Origin of the sequence: Alistipes putredinis DSM 17216 (genome assembly GCF_000154465.1) — a bacterium.
GTDB lineage: Bacteria > Bacteroidota > Bacteroidia > Bacteroidales > Rikenellaceae > Alistipes > Alistipes putredinis.
This window is the reverse complement of the sequence record NZ_DS499577.1, coordinates 122013-148425: the sequence shown is the minus strand read 5'-3', so window position 1 is coordinate 148425 and position 26413 is coordinate 122013. Positions and strand designations below refer to the sequence as shown.

The following is a 26413-nucleotide window of genomic DNA, read 5'->3' as shown; positions in this document are numbered from 1 at the left end:
AATCGACATGAGTTGGCAAAACAAATTCTATGATGCCCCCGAACCCGACAAGGTGGTGTTCGAGGTCGTATTTTCCGAAAAAGAAGGTGGCGGTACCGTCGATGTAACCGAGCTCGACGGAGATCTGCCGGCCGGTTCCGTTGTGGGACTGGCAACCGGTAACATCTACAAACCGATTAAAGGTGCAACACTCGTGAAAGCCATCGGAGCTGAAGACACTAACATCGAAATCGCCAAAGGCTCCGGTTTCAAGCAAGGTGAGTTCATCGCTTTCGGTGGAAAAGCTGTCGCCATCACTGCGATCAACAGCTCAGACGCATCGAAGGATGTACTAACGACCGCAGCATTCGGCACAACCGTCGCTATCGGGGCAAAAGGTTACCAGGCAAAATCAGCGAAAGCGTCGGGTGCTGAAGCCATTTACACCCCAGCCTATCTGACGGGGAACAAGCTCGAAGGCGGTACGGTAAACAATTTCGTACGTCTTGTTAATGGAGCAAGTGTCCGTGCCGTGACGACCAATATCGCTCCCGAAATTCTCGCAAATCTCAAATCCATTAATCTCGTTTAACTATGGCAGACATGAGAAAACCCCTTTTCGACCTTTCGCAGGTCGATATGCAGGCCGAATTGAACTCGTACATGCCGGGGTCCGGTCTGGCATGGCCGACGCTGTTTCCCCTGCGTTACACCCCGACACTCGACATCAAGTCTCTTGAAGGGAACGACGGAATCCCCGTGAGTGCAGACGTGATCGCGTTCAACGCGAAGGCGCCGCAAAAAACACGCAAAACCATCGGCACTTGGAGCGGACAAGTTGCGAAAGTCGCAATTTCTCGCCAAAAAGACGAGAAACAGATCAAAGAGTATCAAATCCTCCGCAGCTATGCGCAGTCAAGCGGCAACCCCAATGTAGCACTGCAACTCGTAGATATGGTCTATGAAGACGTACAATTCTGCTACGAAGGTGTGAACTATCTCGCCGAAGACCTGGACCTTCAAGTCGGATCGAAATCTGCCATCGTGCTGAAAACCGAGAACAACAACGACGTGGTGACGCAGAACGCGCTAAACTTCAACATCCCTTCGGCACACAAAACCGGCGTGAAAAACAAGTGGAGCGCATCGTCTGACAGCGATCCGCTCGGTGACATCATCGCCGGGCAGAAAGCCATCCAGAAAGAAGGATTCAGCCGTCCCATGTACGCTATCATGGAACAAGCGGCTTTCGACAAACTGCTGATGAGCGAAAAGACCGTCAAACGGGTTTCGCCTGTCGTCCTCACTGCGACGGGCCTGGCAAGCAGCGACACGCTCACAATCGACCTCGTGAATACCTACATGCGTTCAAAAGGGTATCCGCAGATCATCGTGATCGACTCCTACGTCAAGCGGGAGGCACGCGACGGCAGTCAGACGACCTACAAGCCGTGGGCGGAGAATGTCGCCGTGCTGTCGCCGACACCGCAGCTCGGCTGGACCTGGTGGAGCGACGTCCCGCAGGTTTCGGACACCGATGCACTGCAAGCATACCGCGAGAACGTGAAGATCACGCGCTATTCGGAGCTGAACCCAATGCTCGAAGTTACTCTGGCCGAAGCGTACATCATGCCGGCACTCATCAACCGGCAATCCCTGTACTACATCAACACAGAGAATACCTCGTGGAACGAAGGTAACGCTTAAACTTATCGTCAATGAAGAATTCGGAAGTAATATCGGCACGGCTCTATCCTTATGATGTGGACGACAACCTGGTTGCAGTAGCCTGCATGGATGCAGGGTTGTCGGCAGACGGAGAGTATTCGTCAGCCAACAAGGTTTCGGTAGCGAAAGCCGCCATTGACATCCTGAAGCAGCTTATCGTTCTGGCGTCCGAAGGCAACGGCGGATATTCTATCGGCTATAATGTAGAGGAATTACGCCGCCGCATACATGCTCTCGCAAAGGATAACGGCCTAACCGATATTGCCGACGAATTCAATCTTCAACCGACCGTAAAGTTCTTATGATCCGATTTCCCTATATACTTCAACGTTGGAATCACAACACGGATGAATGGCAAACGGTGAGCCGCTGTAATGCTCGTTACGACGGCAAAGCCCGGTTCATTGAATCGCCTAACGGAAAAGTGATCGAATATACCTATGAGGTAGTTATGCCGCAGAATGTACTCCCCCTCGAAGAAAATGAGGAGGTCCGCATCCTCGATAGATGCGGCAAAAATATATTCGACCATCGTCTCGGTGCTCCTATCGGTTCCACGTTAGAAGATTCGGTGTCGTACCCAGTGCAAGGCTTCTACAAAAGCGGACAAAGGTATGAATACACGAAAATATGGCTATAAAAGGATTGCACAATGATAACCACCAACGATGCACAGGACATTTTGATTCGTGATTGCACTGATTTCGGGATTAAAACATTTCCTACCTGGGATGTTCCGGAAGGCAGAATAAAAAACGAGCGAATCGTAGTTGTAACGCCATCGGAACAATCTCCGGCGACTTACTGGGAATCCTGTTACATCTCGGTGAATCTATGTATCCCGGACATCAAGGGAATTGCAAATCGAAACCGGCTTAAAGAACTCGAACGGGCTGCAAAATCAAAATTCAAATCATGGACCTATGGGCAATATGATAATACGGCATATCACTACCGATACGAAAATATAGGTTGTGAAGAGGATAAAGACCTCGGGTGCCACTATGTCTATGTCCGGGTTCTGTTCAGAGTGTTAAACGTAAAAAAAGATTAAAAATATGGCAACTATTACAGCCGTAGGCATCAAAAACATCTGGTATGCAGACCCCGCGAAAGTCACGGGCGATCTGACAGGAACGCTGTTGGGAACCATCCTCAAAGACCCTACCACCAAGAAGGTGCCGAATGTCCATCAGGACACGTGGAGCCTCGATGAAGCCGAGTCCTCCACAACACAATACAAAAATCAGCTCACCGACGGCGTATATCGTCAGTCAAAAGAGATGGGTGAAGTCACCATGAACTTCGCCATCGGCCAATACGACTACAAAACGAAGGCGGCATTCATGGGTGGCACAGGAACGGAAACCACCTGGAAGCGGGCACGTGGCGTCACTAATATCGAGAAGTGCATGGTTGCACTTACAGAAGACGACCAATACTGCGTCTTCCCAAAGGCTTCCATCGTGGCGCGAAATGCCGAAACAGACGATGCCGTTGCTATCAGTGTCGTCGCAACAGCACTGGAGCCCGACAATACGGATGTATCGTCTGAATATTGGTTCGATGCATCTGAGGTTACGGATGCCGCTTCGATAATGAGTGTATCAAGCAAATAACAGCCTTATATCACATCGACAAAGGGGCGGGAGGCGTAAGCCCCTCGCTCCTTTTTATTTATAAGCTTTCAAGATATGGATTTCATCAGCTTCCGCATAGCCGGAAAAAGTTATAGCATATATGGTATGTCCCCGCTGACCGCCATACGCATTATGCAGGCGCGGGACATAAAAAAAGAGCTGGATAAAAGTATCGGATGCCTTAAGGCAATGACCCAAAGTGTAGCTTTAGGTATATCTGACAGCAAAAACATATTCAATATATTAAAACGCATCGTGCTCCGGCGAAAATTCCTAAAAAAAGCCTCACTCGACGAATTGTTTGACGCCTATAACAAAACTCTAAAAATGATTCCTTTGGAGGATATGGCTGGTATCAGCGCCGTTATGGAGCAGCTCTCACAATCAATCGCAAAGGATCATGAGTAAGTCCGCCAACATCGTCGCTGCATCATTGCTGAACAAACATCATGTAATAGTACGGATCGGGCGACTTAATTTCCGGTTTTACCAACCCTATATCAAGGATCTCGCACGGGCTTTCGCAGACGAACGGCTGGACCTTTCCATTGACGGGCGACAACGATATTCGCTGAAAACTATGTCAAAGCTACTATTTCACTGCCGTTGGCAACAACGACTGTTCTTATGGTACGCCGGACGCTACAGCGATTACCGACAAATCCGAATCGCAGCACAGAAAATCGCCGACATCACCACAGGAAAAGATCTGCTGGAATCAGTCAAAATCGACAAAACACGCAAGAAAACCATCACAGAAACTATTGGGAACAACTCTATTGCGGGCATCATGGCGACTATGATGAAACACCTGAACATCAGCTACCGTGACGCCTTCGAAAAAGTGAACTACCCCACTATGATGTTGATGATGATCGACAAGGTGCGATCGCTCGTGGGCGATGAAAAGAAAATAGTCAAGGGCAGCGGCAAGGAGATGGCCGCAAGAAGAAGACAAAAGAACAAATGAGCGCATTATCATTCAAAATAAACGCCGAAACCGATAAATTAAACAGTTTTATCACCTCTCTGGAGCGATTGAAACAGGTTTTGGCTACTATTCCTTCAGGAACAAAGGAGTTTGACGTTGTAAATAAGAAAATCGCTGAAATGGAGGCTCGTGTCGAGCAATCAATAAAGCGAATTACTCAAATGCAGAACGAGGCGGCAAAAACAGTCTCACAAACAGAGCCCCAATCACTATCTACCCCATCGTCAACTGCATCTACCGCAGGAGCACAGGCTGCCAATGCGGAAGCCGAAGCATGGCGCGGTTTGCTGGATGAATTGCACGCTGTAAGTCTTGCAAAGCGTGAAAATATCGAACAAATAGAACAGTTAAAAGCCGCAAACCGAGGTCTGAAAGCACAATATGATGCTTTGAATAAAGCCGAGCAGAATGGCTTCGCCTTGACGGACAAACAAATTGCCCGTCGAACATCCTTATCTTTGACTTATGAAGAAAATAAGCAAGCTATTTCACGAATGCGCCAAGAGGTTGCGAACCAAATCAAACTGGAGCAAGTCGCACATGGCTCTATAGATGAAATGTCGCAAGCCCTCGCTCGGATGCGGACCGTTTACAGATCGCTCAATGAAGGAGAACGCGGGAATACATTCGGTCAAAACCTTCTCAAAAACATTCAGGCTCTCGACACAAAGATCAAAGAACTTGACGCTTCGATGGGAGTTCATGCCCGCAATGTCGGTAATTATGCTTCCGGTTGGAATGGACTGTCGTTCTCAATCCAGCAGGTCGCTCGGGAACTACCGTCGCTGGCCATAAGCCCGCAAACCTTCTTCCTCGCCATATCCAACAACCTGCCCATTTTAGCCGATCAGCTCGCCTTAACAAGACAACGGGTGAAAGAACTCAAAGCCGAAGGCCAATCATTCACACCGGTTTGGAAGCAGGTTATTAAATCGATCATTTCTTGGCAAACGCTTCTGGTTGCCGGAATCACGGTTTTAACCCTTTACGGCAAGGAAATCACCGAATGGGTTGGCTCGCTGTTCAAGGGGAAACAGGCTTTTGATGCCGCAAAACAAGCCGCAGAGCAATTCCACGCGACAATGACTGAAGGGGCAATTTCCGCTCAAGCCGAAATTACCAAACTCGATTTGCTGTACCGGGCAGCAACAAATGTAGCTAAACCCTACAACGAACGAAAAAAAGCGGTCGAAAGATTACAGGAAATATATCCCGCCTACTTCGGAAATATGTCCGAAGAGCAAATTATGGTCGGGAATGCTATTAGCGCTTACAACAATCTACGGGATGCAATTATTGAAGCTGCACAAGCACGGGCAGCGATGGATGACATTACAGAACTTCAAGGGCAAAAAATAACTATTGAATACTTACCTGAATACCAACAATTATTCGGCACAAAGCAACAATATAACGCTATTTTAATGCGAGGACGCTTAAAAGGGCAAACAGATGAAGAATATACGGCTTTATTACAATCATACGTCAAAGCCATGGATGAAGCCCAAAAAGCCGCAGAAAAAACATTAGAAAAAAATAACAATGAGTTATATAAAAAATTCAAAGAAAGCGGAGCTAAATATCTTACAGAATATGTTGATTCATTAAATCAACAAAGTGAATATCTTCTTCACACTGCTGAAAAACTCTACACTTCATCCACTTGGGAAGAGAACAATGCCGAAGCAGAGGCAGCCCGCCGCAAAGCTGAACAAGATGCCCAAAAAGCGGCTTCACAACAGGAAAAAAATTTGAACGATCTCGCAAAAGCCATCCAAAAGCTGCGCGATGATGCTCTTCAAGCCGAGATCGATTCAATGAAGGATGGGACAGAGAAAAGGGTTGCACAAATAGAACTCGATTATCAACGGCGGGCAGAGGCGATCAACGAAGCAGAACAACGCATCATAGAGCTCCAGGGAAAACTAACCCAAAAACAAGAAGAGCTATTCGCTCAACTTCGCCAGGTAAACGACAATCGCCGCAAAAACGAGCGACATGAAGCGATCGCAGGTCCACCCATAGACACAAACTTTGCCGAATACTGGAAAAAAGAACAAGCCGACTGGGACGAATATTATATGAAATACGGCACTTTCCGTGAGAAAATGCAGGCCACCAAAGATTATTATGACCGTAAGATGGCCGAAGCGACCACTGAAGGTGCGCGAGCTGCAATCCAAGCCGAACGAGATGCGGCTTTGGCTGTATTCGAAGTGCAAGCCTCCGACTGGGCAAAGGAAATCGTAAACTTGTCAGTCAAAAATCTTGAAGAATTGCTTTCGGAAGCCGAAGCGCAATTAGCAGCCGCTGAAGCGGCTTATGACGCGCTCGCATCTTCCGGCACACAGGAAGCTGCCGGATATATTGATACGATCAACAAGCTCAAAGCGCGAATTGCCGTATTAAAATCACTACTCGGAAAAACAAAAAAAGAGGTATCCGACAGTAATTGGGCCGAAGGAGCCAGATTACTCAATGAATTATCCGCAACCGCCCGCGAAGCGGCAAATGCCTTGAGCGAATTTGATGAAGGATTAGGAAAAGCTGCGACTTTCATCGCAACAATGGCAAGTGCCGCAGGAAACCTTATCGCTACAATAGAAGGCGTAACAGACGCAGCAAGCGCAGCAGGTGCTGAAATGTCCGCATTGGAAAAAGCAAGCGTCGTTCTCACAGCCATATCCGCCGGCTTTCAATTAATACAAGGTGCATTTAGTTTATTTGGTGGTGGGGAATCTTCCTGGGAAAGAAACATCCGTTTAGCCCATGAATTTAATGAAGAGTTGCGCCTCATGAATGAACGAGTCAAGATCAACGCCGAAGAATTTTCTAATATATTCGGGAAAGATGAATATGGCGCTTTTATACAAAATATAGAGGTAGCGCGTAAAGCCCTTAAAGATTATGAAGAATCACTGGAGGAAATTAAAAAGCGAGGTGAAGAAAAAAACGGATTTCCAGGTGAGGGTACAATTAGTTATACAGGTCTATCCCAGTTATATAAATATGAAAAAGAATGGGAATCAGCCGCAGAATCCATTGCGAATATGCAAGTACAAACACGCCACTCGACTTGGTTCCGATCTGCCAAATACGCATCTTTGGGAGATTTGATCCCTGAACTATTCGACGAAAACGGCTCGTTAAATATGGAGGCACTGAAAAAATTCGCAGAGGAAGGAGGCGCCACATTCCAACATTTATCCGGGGAAAATCAGGAGATGATACAAAACTTGGTTGCAAACTGGGATACCTATCAAGAGGCTTTGGAAGCATCTAATAACTACCTCTCTGATTTATTCAACAATTTAGGCAATACTTTGGCTGATGCCCTTGTCGATGCCTGGGAAAGTGGCGCGGATGCGGCAGATGCTTTCGGGGAGGCTGCAGGGGATATGTTGAAACAATTAGCCAAAGATATTATATATACTGCAACAATAGCCCCAGCTATTGAAAAAGCTAAAGAACAGATAAAATCAATCAATGAAAATGAATCCCTATCGGACGAAGAACGCTTTGGGGCAATAACAGAAACAATCAATACGATTCTTGATGATGTAATCGCCCAGCAAGCCATAGGTGAAGAGTTGTGGGAAACATTAAAAAAACTTGCTGCCGAAAAAGGATTAGATTGGGAAGAGAGTGTTTCAACTCAATCGGCTACATCACGAGGATTTCAAGCTATGTCGCAAGATACCGGGAGTGAGCTTAATGGACGTTTCACGGACATTCAAGGAAAAGTTACCGACATCCGAGGATATGTTATGACCGAAACACAGTCTATTATCGGACTTATATCGTCTATAACAAGCATTCAGATTGCTGTTATCCGAAATGTGCAGATCAATAATGAACTGTTGCAATACGCCGTAAAAACCTATCTTGAAGTCGCTGAAATCAATGCTACAACCCAAGCAATGAACGATACATTAACCTATATAAGGGAGGACATAACGGCAATAAAACGGAATACGGCAAATATATAGCGAAGAAACTCACAGAATGAGATAAGGGGCTATAAAGCCCCTTTCTGATTATCGATTTTTTGTACACCCTCGACATCGAACGATCTCCACAAGAAGTTTGTCGCCATCCAAGACGATCATTCCGTTTCTCCGATTGCCCGATCCCGGCTGGTGGCAATCACACGCCGATATGATCCGCAGGCAACGGAATCCGGCCGTTTCAAAGGCTTTGCCGATCATCGTTATTTCCGACTTTTTATTTACATATATCCTGTTCATAATGTGCAAATTTTAGTTGTTAATCTCACGTTCTGAATTAACCGCTGTATCGAATATCATAAACTCACCGTCAATCGCCCACTCTCGAATTTTGTAGCATCCCTTCGGCAGGTAGGCTGCGTGATGAATAGCTTCGGCTTCGCTGGGGAATAACCCCAGCCGATAGCCGTCCGAAGACAATTCGTAAATCATAGCTAACAAAGTTTGGAGTTCGACTTATTCATAAATTGCGCGTATTGCGATTCTTTTCTGGCCGACAGCATCCGTTCAAGCTGTTCATTTCGCGCTTGGCTCTGTTGTTCTGTGAGGCGAATCCACTTATCAAAAAGGGCATCGTAACTTTTTTGCAGGCTCATATATGCCTCGGTGCATTCTATGACTGCCTTCTGGGATTCTTCTACTGCCGCTTCAGCCGCCCGGAGGCGATCCTCAAGATCGGAAATCGTTGTATTAGCTATTGAGCCTCTCATAACGACACCTCCTTTCCGATCAAGGAGTGAAGAAACTGGCGGCCGCTCTCGGTAATTACCGTAGTCATGCTGGTTCCGATGGTATTGTCCGACTTAACGAATTTGGCCGTGCGGGTATCGAAATAGCCCTTGTCGGCGACCTTGGCTGTAGGTTGCCATTGTCCGCTCTGACGGTAGAGCATCTTCTTCTCCATGAGTATGCGGGTCAAGGCGTGGACGCTACGTAATCCTAAATCGTGGGCGATTTGAGTTAAAGTATAAGTCGAGGTGGATTGTAATACCTCGTCGGTGTACTGGGCTTTCGGGGTAAGTGTCTTGATTGCCTCTTCCTGCTTCTCGATTGTACCCTGCGCGATTTGCAATTGCTGTTCGGCTAATTTAAGGCGGTTGTGCAGAATCTCCTGCGAGCGGGCGAGAATGTAATCGTCGTTTTTGAGCATCGCCTCGCGTTTGTTGAATTCAGCAATGAACATTTCTTTGAATTGCCCCGCCTTTGCGCCCGTGTAACCCATCACAAGGAACGAGAAGCCATCTTTGGTCATTTCATAGGCTTTCTGAATACGACCGCGAGTGTCGGTGTACTCAATGACGCCAAAATTGGCGACATTAAAATTTGTTGAACAAGAGAGGCTTTCAATGTCTCTTACGACCTTTGCGTGCTCCTTGCCGAACACCTGCGAAACAATTAAAGAGGTGGTTACATCACGACCATTACCTCCTTGAATGACTAACGCATTCATAACATTTGAATTTTAGCAATAAAAAACTGCGCTACGTGTTGCTAAAGCTCCAAATGCGAGGCTTTCGGGGCGTTTCCGCTTACCGACACGGCGCAGTAAATTTCTTTACTTATACTATGTATGGGTACAAAAATAGCCGAACAAGTCGGCGGCATCTGTACCGCATTTGGAATTTTAGCATTACAAATATACGCAATCTTTTCTAATTCGCAAAAAACTCGGTAAAGAATTTGCTTTGTAACTAAAAAATAGTTACATTTGTATTGTAAATAAATAACAATGGGAACAAAAGAAAAACTGATACAACGTTTTATTTCACAGCCAAAGGATTTTACCTGGGATGAGCTTGTTAGGTTATTTGGCATATTCGGGTATGAAATAGGCAACAAGGGAAAGACAAGCGGCTCACGTGTGATTTTTGTTAAAGGGGAAAGTTCTTATACGGCACACAAGCCTCACCCTGACAGCATAATCAAAGGTTATGTCATAAAACAAGTATTAGAGTTCCTAAAAAATAATGAATTGATATGAATACGATGAATTATAAAGGCTACATAGGTAGCATCGAGGTTAGCGAAGAAGACAACCGTCTTTTTGGAAAGGTGCTTGCCTTGCCACACGATACGATGATTACTTACGAAGGAGAAACCATAGCGGAGCTTCGAGAGGATTTTCACGGTGCGGTAGATGATTATTTGGAACATTGTAAAACGATGGGCATAGAGCCCCGGAAAAGTTATTCCGGGACTTTGAATGTGCGCATATCTCCTGAAACCCACAGAAAAATAGCCATACTTGCCAAACAAGCGGGGATTTCCATAAATGCATTCATCAAAGCTGCGGTAGAAAAACAGATTGCGACAATGCTGTAAATTGAGTACTATTATAGATAGAATGAAACACCCTGACCTTTTATGTAGTCTCAGGGTGTTTCATTTGATGTAAGAAACATTTGAGGAGAATAGTGCTTACTAAATATCATCAAGTGCTTCTTCTTTTTTCTCCATTGTATCAATAAGAGAATTTTTACTATCGTTGTAAAATATAAAAATTTCTGCGGATTCATTCACCATGATCGCTATCTCTCCAGATTCAACTTCAAAACGAGTCATATAGTTACAGTAGCCAGCTTTTAATGCACTCATCTCCAATCCATCACCCTCCTTGAAGGGAGATGAGAAAAAGTGATGATCGTCCTTTGGCTTACCATATTTTTCAATGTACAACCGCTTTAATTTATTGAAATCAAATCGAATATCACTCCAATTATAATATTCGGGTGTACTTATTCCAATTGCATAAACTTTTTTCGATTTAGGGGTTGTAAGTATGGCTATATTACAATTTTTACCGGCAAAATCACCTTCCAACAAAACAGAATCATGTTTGTTGTATTTACACTGATATCCCTTTTGTTCTAAAGCAATCCGAACATCATTTGCACTTCCATCAATAGGGATTCCCTGAAAACAGAGATGGCCTTCTTGTGATTTAGCACTTACGGCTCCAAGAATCATTACAAAAAGGAGTAAAAAATTTTTCATAGCACAATAAATTATTGATTACATATTGCAAAAGTACAAAATTCCCCCCCCCCCGCAAAATTTTGAAAGAAATTTTTGTTCAATGTGCCAATAATAGTGTATTTTGCACTATATGAAAATAGAGAAAGACATAGCCGATTTGGACTCATTCATCAAAGGAATCGAACCCGAAGTAGTGGGATTCCTCGACGAGCGAGCACATCAGGCCGTTGCTCTCCAACAGGCAAAATCCGATTATCAAAATCATACATGGAACCTTCGGAGCGCGGTCGGATATGTCGTAACTTATAACGGGAAAGAGAAAAAACGATTCATAGGAGATCAAAACCACCCTGACCCGCGAGCTGCCGAAGCCACAAACAAACTGCTGAACGAAGAAAATAAAGCAGGGACCGGTATTATTTTCGGAGATGGAATGTTCTACGCCTCCTTCGTGAGTTCGAAAGGATATGATGTCATAGATACAGCAGAATTATATTTAGCCAAAGCCTTAAACGATAAAAAATGATCGGAGATTTATTGATAAACGGATCGGACGCCTACGCGAAAGGGATTGCGATGGGCGACGATTTTCTGGGAAATATACTATCCCCCTCTTCATTGAAAAGTTTTGTCGAGAATGACGATCCGACAAAAAACGGTAAAGAGGTTATTTATCCTCAAACACCGAAGTTGGCATCACGGGATTTGACATTAACTTTCACAATATTTGGTAATACTACGACAGAACACCTTACCAATTACAAAAATTTCATCGCTCTATTGCAAAAAGGAGAAATTTCCCTGTCCATACCGGCATTAGGAACGGAAGTGTATCATTTGACCTACGTCGGCGATTCAGGCAGCTACATGATAGAAGCCGATCGCCTGGCATCGAGATTAACAGTGAAATTTAACGAACCCAACCCCGCAGATCGGGCAGCACGCGAATAGGAAAGGACGGGAATCTATCCCAGCCTTTTACTCGCTTCTGCTATTCATCGTAAAATGATGCGTTAGCCCCTCCCCATCCTTATCAAATCAATTGCAGTTCTTCTCCAATCTTACGAATTTCGCTCTTTATCATTTCCATACGTTAGGACAATAAACGTGTATTCGGCTACGTTTTCATAGTGCAACTAAAAAGTTGGCAAAAAATTTGCACCTCGAAAAAACGTGTATTATATTTGCATCATATAATGAAATATAGACGTACGGGTCTATCCGTAACCACGAATATCGAACATAAAGGATACAATAAGACCGTCATAATATTACATGGCGGTCTTTTTATTTATTGACAATATAAAAAACTTACGTTTATGAAAAAATTTCATTCGGCTCTTTTTGACTTTTGTTGGTTCCCTAATTATGACGCATCTATTGAATATCTTGCGAATAATATAGCAGATCCGGAACCATGGGATTTCTCAGATGCTACGCAAGCCAAATATTCCATTTTGAAAAGTTATATCGAACATACTTTCCGCAAAATTAAATCTGAAAATAAAATATCCTTTTCTTCTGATAACAATTTTGCATGTTTCAATACTGGACTTGTAACTGCAAATTTGGAAAGCATATTTGCTCTTGCTGAACGCAACAATAGGCCAGATGTAGCCGAGAAAGGTTTATCGCCTTATGTTTTCAAGGCATTTGTCAGGGAAAGCGATATTCAGCTAATTAGCAAATTCGGCGATAATATTCCGGACATTGCTGATTTTTTCCAGAAACCCGAGGATTTGATTTTCAATCCTCAATGCAGGGTAGTCCCTCAAATCGACCATATCATTGCGGACAACATGGACAGATTTCCTGCACACATGCAAGGGCTGAGTTCAGACGAAATGCGCAGAAGACTCGTTGGCGCGATTAATGAAGCCCAAAAAAAAGCAAGGTCAAATTACAAAATAGCTGTCCCCCAGTATTACGAAGGGAAAATACAACTTCTGTTGCCCTTATGCCTTACCCCTGGATCACCCAATCCGGATTTAGCTTTAGCCACGCATAAAATAGGGAATAATACCTATACAGCGCGCACATGCTTAACATTGAAGATGGCATATAACAACGCTCGTCTAATCGTTAAGCCGCAAAGTTCATGGCTTAAACCTTAAAATACGGATGGAAGCAACCCCCTCTTGCCCCGGTCAAAAGACCGGGGCGTTTTTCTGTATTTTTTCTTAAAATTACTTGCATAATGTGCCGAAACCCCACACTTTTGTATCGACCCTGTGATGGCACAGGATACATATATCGACGAAATGACAATATACAACCTTCCGGTAAAGCGATATACGATGCGCCCGTAACAACGAGTGCCATTATCAAATACGCACTTATGGGGGATTATTACATCGAACTCCCCTTTAGTTTGCTTACCCCGCTGGATTTCCCCCTCGGATCATACATCACCTACAAAGGCCGCAAATTCGAAATCATGTCGGAGGTTTATCCGGATTTCGACAACAAAACCGGCGGCTACAAATACACGCTTCAGTTCCAGGCGCAGCAAAACCACATGAAAAATTTCATCTGCTTCTGGCTGGGAGGCGATAATCCTGAAGCTGTATTCCACAACACGACAGACTTGGCATCCTTCGGGGCGCTCATCGTCGCCAACATGAACAAGGCACTGGGAGGAAACAACTGGCAGATGGGAAGTGTAAATGTCGAACATCCGGAAACCAACAAGCTCGTATCGTTCAATGGCGATACCTGTTGGGATGCCTTATCATCCATTGCCGAGACTTTCGATGTCGAATGGTGGACCGAGGAGAACGGCAGTATCGTAACCCTGCATTTCGGAAAACTGAACTTCGGAACGCCGGAAACATTCAAACGCGGAGAAGTCGTCAAAAGCATCCCGGCCAAGAAAGGGGACGATTCCGAATACGGGACCCGTTTCTATGTATTCGGCTCCACGCGCAACCTGACGAAAGAATACGGACAATCCGAACAGGGCGGCGTAACGAACCACGTTTCCGAAGTCCGGTTACGGCTTCCGGATGGGCAGCAATACATAGACGCACGTCCCGGACTTACAAAAAACGAAATCAAGGAAGTCGTAGTGTTTTTCGACGACATCTACCCGAAGAACACGGAAACCGTCACTTCGGTAGAAACTATCGATCGGACAATCATTGAAGGGCAGACCGACAAGGCATACGTCATGGTATGCAACGACACGCCATTTCTACCTTCAGACGTAATCGAAGGAGAAACGCTGGGGGCACATTTTACGAGCGGCGATTTGATCGGCTGGGATTTCGAACTCGCCCTTATCGACGACAATGGCGACAATATCGACCCCGCGACCTGGAAACCCGAAGACGGATTCAACAAGAAATTTGAAATCATCGCCCAAGTCGAAACGTCCGGCGAAAGTCAGCAGATTATACCGAATGAAAACATGCGTCCTCGTGGAAAAGATGATGACCGAGGGCCTGACACTTTCGTACTCACAGGCGTCAAACTCCCCCAGCAACGCATAGACGAAGCAGAACAAGAACTTCTTGAGGTCGGCACTTCCTATGCTGCCAAACATAGCAGCGACACGACAGTCTATGACTGTGAAACGAATCCCGTGTATTGTACACACAACGAAAAAAACTACGAAGCAGGACAGGCTGTACGATTAATGGGTCCTCAATTCGGTATAGACGGTCGTCTTTCCCGGATTCAAGGTTATGAAAAAAAACTATACAACGAGTACATCGCAACCTATACGATAGGCGACAATACTCCTTATTCCCGCCTGGGCAGTATTGAATCGGACGTGAAAGCATCGCTCTATTCCCAACGTATAGGCATTGCGGAGAATGGAGCGGCTATATATCTAATCACCCGATACGATAATACTTTCCCGACCGATACAAATGCTTATTCTGCACGAAGGGCAATATGGGAGTTTGCCAACAAGCAGGCACCCGATACGTTCAAAGGTAGAATGACTTTCAACGCAGGGGCACAATTTGGACCATCATATGCCTCCGGTATTACCGGAGTGGGCGGGTTTATAAGTGAAAAAGGCGCCGGCGAGTTGGAGAGCCTCTTCATCCGTCGTTTTCTGGAGGTTCCGGAGCTTCGGTACAACCGTGTGGGCATCAGCGTCGGGGACGACTGGAGCGCTCCGGGCGCCGGGGTGATCGAGAGCGTGGACAAGGAGCAGAAGCTCGTAACGCTCAAACTCGAAGAGGGAGAGATCGGCGCCGTAGCTGTCGGGGATATCTGCATGGGTATCTTCCACGACTTCGACCCGTCGAACAATGCGACGGCAGATTCCGACGACGGCCGGGGCAACTTCTCTTTCGCAGGCTTCGCAACGGTCTATTTCCGTATCACGGAGGTCCTGGGCGACCGCAACGAGCGGTTCCGCTACGAGCTGCGCCCCCTGTCGGCCACCTTTACCAAGCAGATCGATCCGATGGAATCGATGACCTTCGTAGCCTACGGATCGTTCACGAATCCCGCCCGGCAGAGCTCGCGCTACTCGACGCGCACCTACCAGCGTTATCTCCGCAATGTCAGCGACTGGGAGTTTACGGCCGAGAATATCGCCGCACAGTTCGGTGACCTTACGAACCTCTCCGTCTTCGGGATCCAAATGTCGGGCTATTCGGCCTATCTGGATAATATCTACCTGCAAGGTATGATCAGCAGCCTGGACAAGAAGGCGCTGCTGGACACCCGGAGCAAGCTGTTCCGGCTTGTCGGCGACAACGGCGTCGGCGTGGCATTCACCCCGGAGGCAGGCTGGAAGCAAGGCAAGCTCTACGACCCCGCGACGGGACAGTTCCAGAAGGAGTTCGACATCGAACAGATCGATCAGACGGCCACCGAAGCCCAGGCCACTGCCAATTCCGCCGATCGCAAAGCTCAGCAGGCTAAGGATTACATCGATAACACGCTGCCCGGCGAATTGTCCGAGATCAACAAACGGCTGGACGGTGTCGTGGAAAACTGGTTCTATCCCTATACCCCCTCGCTTTACAATGAACCGGCCCAAACATGGATAGCGGACGGCGAGCAGGAAAACCATATCGGCGACACGTTCACCAATACGCTGCCCGCGAATTTCGACCCGACGGACGCAGGCTGTTGGGAGCAGGGAAGCATCGTTGCACCCTATATCGACGGCATTAAGACCTGGGATCAGATCAAAATCGCCGACAGCACCCGCATCCGGCTCAAAACTCCGGTCGGAGGAATACCCAAAGGCGCCGTATTGTCGGTGGGTGAAGGCTATACGATGGGTTACAATCCGATAGCGTCATCCGGAGCGGTTATAGCAAGTTACGTATGGAGCCAGAGCTATACCGTCGGAAGCGACAATCCCTACATAGCTTTTGTCATCCGCAAAACCGATAATGCCAAAATCACTCCGGCGGAATACCCGCAGATTCACTTCACCATATCGAGCGACGAGACGACGAACCCCGATGCGGGCAAATCGTGGCGGTGGGTAAAAGAAGAGGACGGAACCTATAAATGGACGCCGATCGCCGACAGCGATGCGGTAAAGGCCCTGCAAGAGGCGGCGCGGGCGCAGGACACGGCTGATGCCAAACGTCGTGTATTCGTCGTAACACCGACTACACCTTACGATGTGGGTGACATCTGGACGCAGGGCGAAGGTGGTGACATCATGCGCTGTATCGAATCCCGTGCAACGGGCAATTTCGAGAGCTCGGATTGGGACAAAGCATCCAAATACACCGATGATACGGCAGCCAACGAAGCCAAAGACGAGATTGCGAATCTTCAGTTCGGCGCCCGCAACTATATCGCTAAACAATTTATCCGGGAATGGAACAGTGTCAAAGAGGGCGTTACGGATGTCGTAACTTCGGGGGCGGACGCGGACGGAGCATATTTGTATGTCAATTGGAGCAAACTTATACAAGCCGGGCTTGCCGCAACCAACGCCTCCCAGGTTTCGACGGTCCCCGACTGTTTCGGCGGCCAGATAAAATACAAGCCGAATACTCCGTACGTCTTCAAAGCCCGAATCAAGCAGGGTGCCGAAATTACGTTCCGTATCGTATACGAAGACGGCACCAAAGAAGTGCTTTCCGCTCCTCCGGCGGGAACGGAAGGAGTATATGAAGTGGTCCACACCATCGATGCTTCGCGTGTGGTACAGAAGATATACATGTATGTCGGCAAAGGTGTTTCCATGTATCTCTACGACATTCAGCTTACGGAAGGCAACAAGGCCCCCACGGGGTATATCACGGCCGAAGAGGATGTGCAGGCGCAGATCGAACAGGTGAAGTTGGATGTGGACTACATTGCCTCGGATTCGAGCCTGACACCCTCCGATAAACAACAGGTGGCCAACGAATGGGTACGCATACAGAACGAATACTGGAGCATCATGGCGAATGCCGAAAAGTATGATGTCCCCACGGATTCATTTACGGTCTATTTCCAGGCACTCGAAGATTATCTCACGCCCCTGCTGGCCGATATGAGTACGACATCCGAGATAACCGGCACCGAGTTCAGAAAAGTATTCTCCGATTATTATGAAATAAGCAGCAACATGTCGGACTTGATCGACGACGCGATAGACGAATCCATCAAATCGACAGAGTACCTCAAGAAGGCTATGGAAGACGGAAGTACCGAGGTGAAAGGCGGTCTGATAATGACCAATGTGATGTTGCTGAAAAATGCTGAAGGCGACGTGACGGCCGGCGTGAGCGGCTTGCAGGAAGACGATGTGCCCTTCTGGTCGGGAGCCGACTACACAAACCGGAAAAAAGCCGTGTTCAGAGTACACGCCGACGGGGAAGTACACGCAACCAAAGGAACCGTCGGAATCCTGCAGGTCAAAAACAATTCCGTAGAGGTGAGCGATGCGACCGCAAGCGGAAACAAGATCATACTCACTACTAACAACATAAACAGCGTAAGCCAGGTTTTGGGCTCTTCCGAAGTCCCGTCGAGCCAAACGACGGAAAGTATAGCGGTCATAACCTCTCAAACGAAGCCTTTCGCCTCGGATTCCAGAAACTCAAGTCAATTCAAATGCGGAGCGGAGGTGCAGATGTCGGCACAAGTCAAGGGGACGATCCGGGGCGGAGGAAGCGTGAAGATCGAAATTATTAACCGGACAGCCGATACTACCGACACGATATTCCGGCAATCTTCCGCATATGACGACACGGGATCGATACAGATCAACAAGAACATTAGGTATCGTTTTACGACCCCGGCATACTACTACATAAAAGTAACAGTGGAAGCATCCTATCCCGGAGGACTCGGAAACGCGGCATCCGCAGCTGTCGAGGCTATTACTTTTTCTTTCGTGACCGATGTCCGCAAGAACCTGATCGCTCCCAACGGAGTAGCCGTCGTGAAAGGATCCAGCAACTATGCGATCTTCACCGGAGATATTTTCGAGGTCAGGATCGGAAATGGAGGGTTACGCATCCAAAACGGGAAAGTCTATAAGACCAACAGCAGAACAGGTGGCTGGACCGAGATATAATAATTATGGACAAAATATTTAATAAAACGAAAAAGGTGTTGGAAGGTATTGCTACAAAGCTGTCCGAAGCGCTTATGACCGTGCAAGGATGGCTTATAGGACTATTGATCGTCATCGTGAATTTCTTCGCTGGGTACCAGCTCGTACTTTATGGGGTGCTTATTGCCGTAGCCTTCGACGCTTTGTTTGGAATATGCGTTGCTCGAAAGCGCGGAGAATTTATCCTGTCAGAACTCCTGCGGGCTACGATATTCAAGCTGGCAGTTTACTTCAATCTGATCGTAGTATTCGTTTTCATCGATAAATTCGTTACGACAGGAGGTATCGAAACGAAGATTACGACCGTGATCCTGGGTTCTGCCATTTGCCTGGCAGAAGCATGGTCGAGCTGTGGCAACGCTTTAATCATCAATCCGAACTTTCCATTCTTACGTCTGTTTCGAAAAGCATTGACCGGAGAAATAGCCCGCAAACTCAATGTAAATCCTGAAGATGTAGAAAACATATTAAACAGCACAAAAAAATGACCAGAGGACTTCGTAACAACAATCCCGGGAATATCCGCAAGGATGGAACCCATTGGAAGGGAGAGGTGGAACCTTCCCGCGACGCTGCATTCAAGCAGTTCGAATCTATGGCGTGGGGATACCGCGCGATGTTCAAATGCCTGAACACTTACAGCCGAAAATACGGGCTCGACACCATTCGGAAGATGATTTCACGCTGGGCACCCCCGAGCGAGAACGACACGGATGCATATATCCGTACGGTATCCGAATTGTCCGGCGTCCCGGAAAACGGATGGATCACGGCAACCAACCGCGATGTGATGATCCCGATAGTCGCAGCTATGTCGCGCGTAGAAAATGGCGTTGATGCCTGCATGACGGACGTGATGGCCGGCTGGGATCTGTTCATCAACGGTTGATAGCTCGTACTCATTATGGTACTGCGGAAAATAATCCTGATTCTCCTTCTGACCGGCTTGTTCTTTGTCGGATGGTGGCTCGGCAGGCGATCCGTCGATGTCCGTATCATCGAGCATACTCGAATCGATACGGCCTACTTCGAAAGACCGCAACCGCATAAAATACTGTCCTCGGCTATTTCGGTAGAGGTGCCGAAATGGTTGTTCGCCCCAGCGGATACCACCTTTACCACCGTAACAATAAATCCCAACCGGGACAGTGTGCCGGTACAGCTGCCATTCGAACGCCGGGAATATCGCGACAGCAGCTACTTCGCCATAGTGAGCGGAATAGCCCTGGGCGACTGCCACCCTACCCTTGAACACATCGAAACATACGGACGTACTATCACGCAGCAGAAAATAATCCGAACGCCCTACCGATGGCAACTCGGGCCTGCCGCAGGCGTCTATTACGTTAATCGCACGGGTGGCGTATGGATCGGAGGGCAACTTCACAGAAACATCGGAAGGTTCAATATCACGGCATCCCTCGGCTGGGACCCACGCGATAACGGCCCCTATGTTCAAGGAAGCATAAGTATGGATTTATGGCGGAAATAACTTTTTAACGAATTATAATTATGGAAACAATTAAAAAAATCGGACTGCTTTTCCTTGCCTTCTTCTCATTCGTTTGTATTGTGGGTGGGATAGGAACACTCTACTATTGCCAGGTCGAAAGCAGCAACTTGTTCGCAACCGGGTTGATTCCCGTCGGGGCAATCTACTTCTACCTGCTTTGGCCGACATTGAAAAAGTATCTGTTCTAACAGCTTTCGCCCGTCAGGGGTGGGCGTAAAAAAAGCCCCTGCCTTTATTAGCGTCTCTCTTACCTTCCGCTAATAATAAAGGTGCCAACACACCACGACAGGGGCTGTAAAGCCTTTGCAAGTGTGTTGGCACTTATTTTTATTTGGTAAGAGAGTGAACAAAGGTAAGAGAAATATCCTATATGTGCAAATCTGAACTTTACCGACAAATTCTCGGCACGGTATCGCAAGAAACGGAGATTTCGGAAGAGCGAATACTATCCAAAGCCAAAAACGCCGAGATCGTGGATGCCAGGTATTTACTGGTCTATTTCCTCTGGAGGCAGGGATTTCACGCCCCGGTCATATCCTCGCTGATGAACTTCTCACGACGGCCCATAGAGAAGATGATTTCCCAATTCGATCTTCGTCGCAAACAAAGCGGTAAAATGTTCGAAATGCTCCTCGTCCGTATTGCGTCCAAACTCCGTCCCACCTGCGACTGATACGATTGATTCTCCCATCGTTCATGTCGATTTTTGCATTGTGAGCTCAACGGCAGCGTCCGCCGAACGGACGCAACAATGTAAAAGTCTAAAACAATGAACGAAAAAACTTTAGTGTTCGACAACGGTGGCGCAATGGACGGCAACCTCGTGGCCGCGTTGATGAACGGAAACAACCGCAATAACGGCTACGGCAATGGCTACGGCTGGGAGTGGATGTGGATGATCCTGCTCTGGGCTCTCTGGGGCGGCAACGGATGGGGTGGCTTCGGCGGTCGCGGAAACGGACTCTCGAATCTTCCCGCCGAGCTGAACGGCGACGCAGGGCGTCAGCTGCTGATGAATGCCATTCAGGGAAACGGCACCGCCATCAACCAGCTCGCATCTTCGCTCAACTGTTCCGTACAGCAGATTCAGACCGCTCTGTGCAACATCCAGGCACAGTCGGGCCTCTCGGCGCAGCAGATCATCAATGCCGTGCAGTCCGGCAACGCACAGGTGCTTTCGCAGATGGCCTCCTGCTGCTGCGATGTCCGCACCGCCATCGAGCGCCAGGGCTACGAAAGCCAGCTCGCAACGCTCAATCAGACCAACACCCTGACGAGCAACGCCAACACGCAGTTCAATGCCCTCGGCTCGAAGATCGATGCCCAGACGCAGGTCATCAACGACCGTTTCTGTGCCCTCGAGATGCGTGAGATGCAGAACAAACTCGACGCCGAGCGTGCCAAGAGCGCGGCATTGGCCGGGCAGCTCTCCCAAGAACATCAGACGGCGACGATCATGCAGTCGCAGGCCCAGGCCGTAGCGCCCATCAACGCTGCGATCGGCGATCTGAGCAACCGGCTGGCAAAGATCGAGTGCGGCCTGCCGCCTACGACCGTGGTTCCCAATCCGCAGGTGTACGCGATGCCCGCCTGCGTAGCCGCCCAATACGGGCTGGGCTTCGGTGCCGCGTTCGGACTCGGCGGCAACGGCGGATTCTGGGGTTAATACGGAAAGGAGGTATGCTATGGCAGTATTCCCATTTCAGTATGTCAATCGCAGAGGTATCCCGGTCATCAAAACTACGGGTGTGACGGTCAATGCCGCCGATGTCGTGTTCTCATTCCAAAACCACGCCTTTGCCAATTCCTGGTACAGGGGGATAGTCCTGGTCGAGCTGTCGCAGGCAATACCCGCAGGCACGACAGGCACGCTTCCCGTGTTGTTCGAAACCAACGGCGTGACCAAGAATGTGACCACGTACAACGGAGCCAATGTCACCGTGTCCGATATTCCGGGGACGGGTGTATTCCAGCTCTTCTACGACAAACAGACCGACACCCTGCAACTGATGACAGGGGCCGTTTAACCAATAATAAACCGAAGGCTTCAGGAGGGGAAACCGCCCCTCCGGAGCTTTCAAAAAACAATTAACCGAAGATGTTTGCGAATTTAACCAAAGGCGCTCCGGTATATGTACTCGATATGCGCGGAACTCCCAAATACTACATGGCGACGCTTGAAGAGGCGCCACAGCCCTATTTCCCCGCTCCCGGGAACTTTCCCCCGGCGCAGCCTTCCGTCAGCTTCCCGGTAGGGGACCAGAAATGGGTCGTCCCGGTAAATGCCGATATGGTGACAAAGGACGGACTCACGGTCACGACATCCCGCGAACGGCTCATAGACGCCATCAATGCGGCAAAGCAGCAGAGCCAGTCCGTTGTGGATTCCTACGAAAAACACAAGGCCAATCTGGAAGTTTTCGATCAGATCATGCGCGAAGTGAATCCCGCGTACGCGGGTCAGGCGCAACGCGACAAGGAGCTCCAGGAGCTGCGGGCAGAGGTGGGACAACTTCGTCAGATGCAAACGGAGTTCGCCTCCATGAAGTCATCGCTGGACGCCTTTCTTAAATCGCAAATGTCTGCTAAAACAAGCAAATCATGAGAATGTGGGAAATCGAAGGCCGGTACCGCGGTGACGGGTACGGCGAGCGTGAAGAAATCGAACGCAAGATGCGCGAAGCCTACGAGTGTGGCTACGAGGATGCCAAACGCGAAATGCGCGACGGCTACGGGGAGCGTCACACGGGAGGCTACATGCCCGACGGCTACGGTGAGCGTGGCGGAGAATACGGCAGCGACGGATATGGCGAACGAAGAGGTGTCCGGGGAACCGGACCCTACTCCAGATTCCGCCGGTAAAACGAATCCGGAGAGGGGAGAAATCCCCTCTCTTTAACAGCGAAACCTATGGACAGAGAAAGATTGGACGCAAGGGACTCCATGCCGGCAGATATTCGCGCATACCTCGAAAAAAACGGATGGTCCTTTTCGAAGAAAATGTGTGAATTTGCCGTCAGCCGCATGAAGGACCGCGACGGGAAGAAAATAGAACCCATCACCAAAGAGCAGATCGACAAATTGCTCAAGACGAACGGTATCGAGCTCAAGCACGACAACGGCTACGACTGTGTATATGTCGCGAATATGGCCCGGGCCGATTACTGGGGATCATCCATTGCCGATGAACAACACCTGGCCCTGTTCGTCAAGGATTTCATCGACGATGAAGACGCCTATCCCGGGCTGCCCTTCACACGATATTTCGCCGATCTGATAGGGTCGGGAACAAATGTTCCGTGGGAAGATGTCCTGTAACAGAATCAAATCCAGAACGCGGCTCGAAAGACCGTATGTGAGGATTCAAAAAGTGTATTCAACGACATGAAGCTGCGGGATCTGAGGATAGAGAACTATGATTGGCATGTGCGGTTTTACTTCGCCGTACATGGCTATCACACGCGCTCTATCCTTTTTTCTTTGGAACAGATAGAGTGTCCCAGGCCAATTATGGAGCGAGTACGGGAAAATTTGGAAAAGGCCGATATGGATTCGGGATTCACCTATTCCAACAAGACCCGGCGAAGGTCTGTCGTAGTCGTAGGATTGGCGTCATCCCAGGCACAATTCCTGAACTCTTTCGAGCATGAACTGCGGCACCTGTGCGACGACATCGCCGTAGCATCCGCAATGCCGATGCAAGGCGAAGAAGTAGCCTATCTGACAGGACAGATAAATACAATGCTTTGGAAAGATATTCACCAATTTATTTGTTGCAAAGGTAAATGCGACGGTTATGGACAAACAAACTAAATATCTGATGTCATTGTTGGAGATCAGCGAATGCTGCTACCCTATTTATGTAGCCGTAATCTGCGAATTGATAGAATCGATATAATAGCTGGATAAGATCGGCTTTTATATCTTCGTCAATGTCCCGACAACGTGCGAAAGGCGCACTTCCTTCGTGTGCCCCGAAAGATACGTTATAAAGTAGCTTCACGTCCGGCTCCCGCCCAATAGAGTTCAATGCTTGAAACGACATTAACAGAATGAATCAAAAGAACACTTTTATCGTCTAATTGCAATTATGCAATAGGATGAACGGATGTAATTCTACATCATATATTCCGAATTGCACGGTTATTATCCTCTCCCTTTCCGCAAATTCATCAAAATAAAGGCAGCTCCTGCTGCCATCCGTCAATGTGTTCTCTAATATTCCTTTTGAATTTCCGCCATAAAAACGGCAAGGATTTGTGTGCCTTGAATCGATAGACGAAATCATGGCGATAACTCACGCCCATCCTTGCTTCCCGGCAGATAATCATTTCGAGCAATCGATTCCGTGAATAACTGATGTATATTTCGGAATCGTCACGTGCCCCGCTTCTGCGTTCGTTTTTCCTATATCGTCCCATTTGCAAATTCCGAATAAATCATTATATTTGTATCGGTGTGAGGGGTGATTCTTCGGAATTGCCTCTTTTTTATTCATCTTCGAAGGCGTCCGGTACTTCTCCGGAATGTTCCCGACAAAAACCGATTGGCCGGATCTCTGGGCCGCTGCAATCTTCGAAAACAATAATTGCCATGTTTCCGTCCGATCTGCATCCAATCAATTCACAACTATTCGGAATGTCGATTCTCACCTCAAATCTCCGATTCATAGCTACCTGCTTTTTGAGTATATCGCCGACCGCAACTCTCCAAAACGCGGATTAAGTGCCTCCGGTGTTCTGGTGTATCCTTATCCGGAGCAACATAAAACGTTACCCCCGCAATTCGAATTATTCTCGTACATTTATTTTCTATTGCCAGAAGTTTAGCACGATCTACTGTACCGTTTTTAGATGTATCTACTGCCATATGAATAAAAAAGGGAGCGATTTTGCCTCTCCCGGTTAAAACTTCTCTTTCCTTATTTGTTCTTCCAGCTCTCTTTCCGCCTTGCGTATGTCCCTCTGCAACTCCTCCAGCCGGGTGATCTGTTCTTCACTCATGCGTGGACACCCCGAGAGCCAGCTGCTGTAATTGGGCGTACTAATTTTGCCGCAGGCGATACTCCCCACCCGCAGACAGTAATCGTAATACTTTACAAACTCATCTTCCGGAGCGTCCCGGTCTATGTCGGTGATGATGTCATCCATCCCAACTATATAGTCCGCGCATTCGGTGATCCCGCCGACATCGCCGCCGACCCAGCTCCGCGTAGCATCCTCATAATCATAGCCGTGTTTCTCGCAAAAAGCCTGCAAATAGGCGTTGCAGGCTTTTTCGTAGTCTGATTTGAATTTCGTGTTCATAGATATTCTTGGTTAGTTACTTGGTTAGTCAAAATGCACAGAGCATCTTACTCATTTTCGTGAATCGGCCGCCAGCCGATAATCTTATGACCAATACCAGCCCATCCGGGATACACATATATCCACCATTCAGAACGGTCATATTTAACAGTGACAAATGGAAGTTTCTTATCAGAGGTTTTACACAACACGAGTTGTCCATTTTGCGGCAGCTCCTCTTTCGGATCACGCCAGCGGGTCAATTCCTCATATTCGAAATTAGCGCCAACAACACAGGCGGATGTAACGATATTTTCAAAAGTTACATGGTCTTCATTGAATTGATCAAGTTCGACCCAGGCATTGGCCACATATTCTTGTATTCTTTCCTCAATTGTTTTCATTTCTCATTGTTTTTGAAATATTCGACGATCTCCTCGACTGTAGCCTTGCGGTAATAACCTGATGGTACATCTACAAAAGAATCGAATCGCGTATGTTCGTTAAAAATAAGCCGTCTAACCCCATTTTTACTCTCATTAGTCGGATATTCCGTATATGAGTACCATTGCTCCTGATCGTTCTCGTTGTTCATCGCCGCCAGCGCCCTGAACAGCTCGATGTTGGTGCCGCAGTCTATGCAATTCAAGGCGGTGAATGTTTGTGCGTCATGAGCCACGCCGACACAATAAGTGTCACATATTACCTTATCGCCTAATCTCTCTTCTTTTGGGGGATAAATATATTCATAGCCAGA

The 26413-nt window shown here is 47.7% G+C and carries 32 protein-coding genes; 25 read left to right on the top strand and 7 right to left on the bottom strand.

The genetic code is table 11. From position 1 onward, the window contains the following. Positions 1–7 precede the first annotated feature (7 nt). The 8 genes from ALIPUT_RS00885 to ALIPUT_RS00845 all read left to right on the top strand — a co-directional run bounded on the left by ALIPUT_RS00885 (position 8) and on the right by ALIPUT_RS00845 (position 8327). Entirely contained in the window at positions 8–571 is a 564-nt protein-coding gene (locus ALIPUT_RS00885) for a hypothetical protein (protein ID WP_004327693.1), read from the top strand. A gap of 2 nt (positions 572–573) precedes the next feature. Beyond that, entirely contained in the window at positions 574–1686 is a 1113-nt protein-coding gene (locus tag ALIPUT_RS00880; protein WP_004327691.1) for a major capsid protein, read from the top strand. Positions 1687–1697: 11 nt separating this feature from the next. Then, positions 1698–2012, top strand: coding sequence for a DUF6706 family protein (locus ALIPUT_RS00875; protein ID WP_004327689.1), 315 nt, complete (start codon positions 1698–1700; stop codon positions 2010–2012). A gap of 347 nt (positions 2013–2359) precedes the next feature. Then, positions 2360–2761, top strand: coding sequence for a hypothetical protein (locus ALIPUT_RS00865; protein WP_004327687.1), 402 nt, complete (start codon positions 2360–2362; stop codon positions 2759–2761). A gap of 4 nt (positions 2762–2765) precedes the next feature. Beyond that, the gene (locus ALIPUT_RS00860) at positions 2766–3326 is read left to right on the top strand and encodes a hypothetical protein (RefSeq protein ID WP_004327686.1); all 561 of its coding nucleotides are present in this window, start codon (positions 2766–2768) and stop codon (positions 3324–3326) included. Positions 3327–3401: 75 nt separating this feature from the next. Continuing rightward, complete coding sequence (locus tag ALIPUT_RS00855) at positions 3402–3755, top strand: hypothetical protein (RefSeq protein WP_004327685.1); 354 nt, start codon at positions 3402–3404, stop codon at positions 3753–3755. Next, a complete protein-coding gene (locus ALIPUT_RS00850; RefSeq protein ID WP_004327684.1) occupies positions 3748–4317 on the top strand; it encodes a hypothetical protein in 570 nt (189 codons plus the stop codon). Before ALIPUT_RS00855 ends, ALIPUT_RS00850 begins: the two co-directional genes overlap by 8 nt. Then, positions 4314–8327 (top strand): coiled-coil domain-containing protein, encoded by a 4014-nt coding sequence (locus tag ALIPUT_RS00845; RefSeq protein ID WP_004327683.1) that lies wholly within the window; start codon positions 4314–4316, stop codon positions 8325–8327. The genes ALIPUT_RS00850 and ALIPUT_RS00845 overlap by 4 nt, the downstream gene beginning before the upstream one ends. Before the next feature lie 270 nt (positions 8328–8597). Here the strand turns inward: ALIPUT_RS00845 and ALIPUT_RS00840 are convergent, their stop codons facing one another. Genes ALIPUT_RS00840 through ALIPUT_RS11960 form a run of 3 tightly spaced genes read right to left on the bottom strand, consistent with a single transcriptional unit; the run spans position 8598 to position 9795 of the window. Then, on the bottom strand, positions 8598–8777 hold the full coding sequence (locus tag ALIPUT_RS00840) for a hypothetical protein (RefSeq protein WP_004327681.1): 180 nt from the start codon (positions 8775–8777) through the stop codon (positions 8598–8600). Positions 8778–8779: 2 nt separating this feature from the next. Beyond that, complete coding sequence (locus ALIPUT_RS00835) at positions 8780–9055, bottom strand: hypothetical protein (RefSeq protein WP_004327680.1); 276 nt, start codon at positions 9053–9055, stop codon at positions 8780–8782. After that, entirely contained in the window at positions 9052–9795 is a 744-nt protein-coding gene (locus ALIPUT_RS11960; protein ID WP_004327679.1) for a phage regulatory protein/antirepressor Ant, read from the bottom strand. The genes ALIPUT_RS00835 and ALIPUT_RS11960 overlap by 4 nt, the downstream gene beginning before the upstream one ends. Before the next feature lie 279 nt (positions 9796–10074). Between ALIPUT_RS11960 and ALIPUT_RS00820 the strand changes: the two genes are divergently transcribed. Then, entirely contained in the window at positions 10075–10326 is a 252-nt protein-coding gene (locus ALIPUT_RS00820) for a type II toxin-antitoxin system HicA family toxin (RefSeq protein ID WP_004327678.1), read from the top strand. Next, positions 10323–10667: a type II toxin-antitoxin system HicB family antitoxin gene (locus ALIPUT_RS00815; protein ID WP_004327677.1), complete on the top strand. Its 345-nt coding sequence runs from the start codon at positions 10323–10325 to the stop codon at positions 10665–10667. The genes ALIPUT_RS00820 and ALIPUT_RS00815 overlap by 4 nt, the downstream gene beginning before the upstream one ends. 99 nt (positions 10668–10766) lie before the next feature. Here the strand turns inward: ALIPUT_RS00815 and ALIPUT_RS00810 are convergent, their stop codons facing one another. Then, positions 10767–11339 carry a hypothetical protein gene (locus ALIPUT_RS00810; RefSeq protein WP_004327676.1) on the bottom strand — a complete coding sequence of 191 codons (573 nt, stop codon included), beginning with the start codon at positions 11337–11339 and terminating at the stop codon, positions 10767–10769. Between the two features lie 112 nt (positions 11340–11451). On the opposite strand from ALIPUT_RS00810, the gene ALIPUT_RS00805 reads away from it, so the two are divergent. The 15 genes from ALIPUT_RS00805 (at position 11452) to ALIPUT_RS00735 (ending at position 24184) form a co-directional block, all read left to right on the top strand. Continuing rightward, positions 11452–11847, top strand: coding sequence for a hypothetical protein (locus tag ALIPUT_RS00805; protein ID WP_004327675.1), 396 nt, complete (start codon positions 11452–11454; stop codon positions 11845–11847). After that, on the top strand, positions 11844–12272 hold the full coding sequence (locus tag ALIPUT_RS00800) for a hypothetical protein (protein WP_004327674.1): 429 nt from the start codon (positions 11844–11846) through the stop codon (positions 12270–12272). The genes ALIPUT_RS00805 and ALIPUT_RS00800 overlap by 4 nt, the downstream gene beginning before the upstream one ends. Positions 12273–12640: 368 nt before the next feature. Further along, entirely contained in the window at positions 12641–13435 is a 795-nt protein-coding gene (locus ALIPUT_RS00795; RefSeq protein WP_004327672.1) for a DUF3825 domain-containing protein, read from the top strand. 224 nt (positions 13436–13659) lie between these two features. Further along, a complete protein-coding gene (locus ALIPUT_RS11955; protein WP_004327671.1) occupies positions 13660–18819 on the top strand; it encodes a hypothetical protein in 5160 nt (1719 codons plus the stop codon). A 5-nt stretch (positions 18820–18824) separates the two neighbouring features. Next, positions 18825–19346, top strand: a complete 522-nt coding sequence (locus ALIPUT_RS00785; protein WP_004327670.1) for a phage holin family protein — start codon at positions 18825–18827, stop codon at positions 19344–19346. Further along, positions 19343–19747 (top strand): hypothetical protein, encoded by a 405-nt coding sequence (locus ALIPUT_RS00780; RefSeq protein WP_004327669.1) that lies wholly within the window; start codon positions 19343–19345, stop codon positions 19745–19747. The genes ALIPUT_RS00785 and ALIPUT_RS00780 overlap by 4 nt, the downstream gene beginning before the upstream one ends. 15 nt (positions 19748–19762) lie before the next feature. Beyond that, positions 19763–20350, top strand: a complete 588-nt coding sequence (locus ALIPUT_RS00775) for a DUF6808 domain-containing protein (protein ID WP_004327668.1) — start codon at positions 19763–19765, stop codon at positions 20348–20350. A 20-nt stretch (positions 20351–20370) separates the two neighbouring features. Beyond that, a complete protein-coding gene (locus ALIPUT_RS00770) occupies positions 20371–20559 on the top strand; it encodes a hypothetical protein (protein WP_004327667.1) in 189 nt (62 codons plus the stop codon). Between the two features lie 182 nt (positions 20560–20741). Further along, positions 20742–21044 carry a hypothetical protein gene (locus ALIPUT_RS00765; protein WP_004327666.1) on the top strand — a complete coding sequence of 101 codons (303 nt, stop codon included), beginning with the start codon at positions 20742–20744 and terminating at the stop codon, positions 21042–21044. A gap of 96 nt (positions 21045–21140) precedes the next feature. Then, positions 21141–22037 carry a hypothetical protein gene (locus tag ALIPUT_RS00760; RefSeq protein ID WP_004327665.1) on the top strand — a complete coding sequence of 299 codons (897 nt, stop codon included), beginning with the start codon at positions 21141–21143 and terminating at the stop codon, positions 22035–22037. 19 nt (positions 22038–22056) lie between these two features. Beyond that, a complete protein-coding gene (locus tag ALIPUT_RS00755) occupies positions 22057–22398 on the top strand; it encodes a hypothetical protein (protein ID WP_004327664.1) in 342 nt (113 codons plus the stop codon). A 71-nt stretch (positions 22399–22469) separates the two neighbouring features. Beyond that, positions 22470–22976, top strand: a complete 507-nt coding sequence (locus ALIPUT_RS00750) for a hypothetical protein (RefSeq protein WP_004327663.1) — start codon at positions 22470–22472, stop codon at positions 22974–22976. Then, positions 22973–23233 carry a hypothetical protein gene (locus ALIPUT_RS00745; protein WP_004327662.1) on the top strand — a complete coding sequence of 87 codons (261 nt, stop codon included), beginning with the start codon at positions 22973–22975 and terminating at the stop codon, positions 23231–23233. Before ALIPUT_RS00750 ends, ALIPUT_RS00745 begins: the two co-directional genes overlap by 4 nt. Positions 23234–23281: 48 nt before the next feature. Beyond that, entirely contained in the window at positions 23282–23689 is a 408-nt protein-coding gene (locus ALIPUT_RS00740; RefSeq protein WP_004327661.1) for a DUF7841 family protein, read from the top strand. A 66-nt stretch (positions 23690–23755) separates the two neighbouring features. Further along, positions 23756–24184 carry a hypothetical protein gene (locus ALIPUT_RS00735; RefSeq protein ID WP_004327660.1) on the top strand — a complete coding sequence of 143 codons (429 nt, stop codon included), beginning with the start codon at positions 23756–23758 and terminating at the stop codon, positions 24182–24184. Positions 24185–25275: 1091 nt separating this feature from the next. Here ALIPUT_RS00735 and ALIPUT_RS00720 read toward each other — a convergent pair. The 3 genes from ALIPUT_RS00720 to ALIPUT_RS00710 form a co-directional block, all read right to left on the bottom strand. Beyond that, entirely contained in the window at positions 25276–25677 is a 402-nt protein-coding gene (locus ALIPUT_RS00720) for a mediator of RNA polymerase II transcription subunit 21 (RefSeq protein ID WP_004327656.1), read from the bottom strand. A gap of 47 nt (positions 25678–25724) precedes the next feature. Beyond that, positions 25725–26060 (bottom strand): hypothetical protein, encoded by a 336-nt coding sequence (locus tag ALIPUT_RS00715; protein WP_004327652.1) that lies wholly within the window; start codon positions 26058–26060, stop codon positions 25725–25727. Further along, positions 26057–26413, bottom strand: a 357-nt coding sequence (locus ALIPUT_RS00710) for a hypothetical protein (RefSeq protein WP_004327655.1), incomplete at its 5' end; no start/stop codon positions are given. The genes ALIPUT_RS00710 and ALIPUT_RS00715, both read right to left, overlap by 4 nt.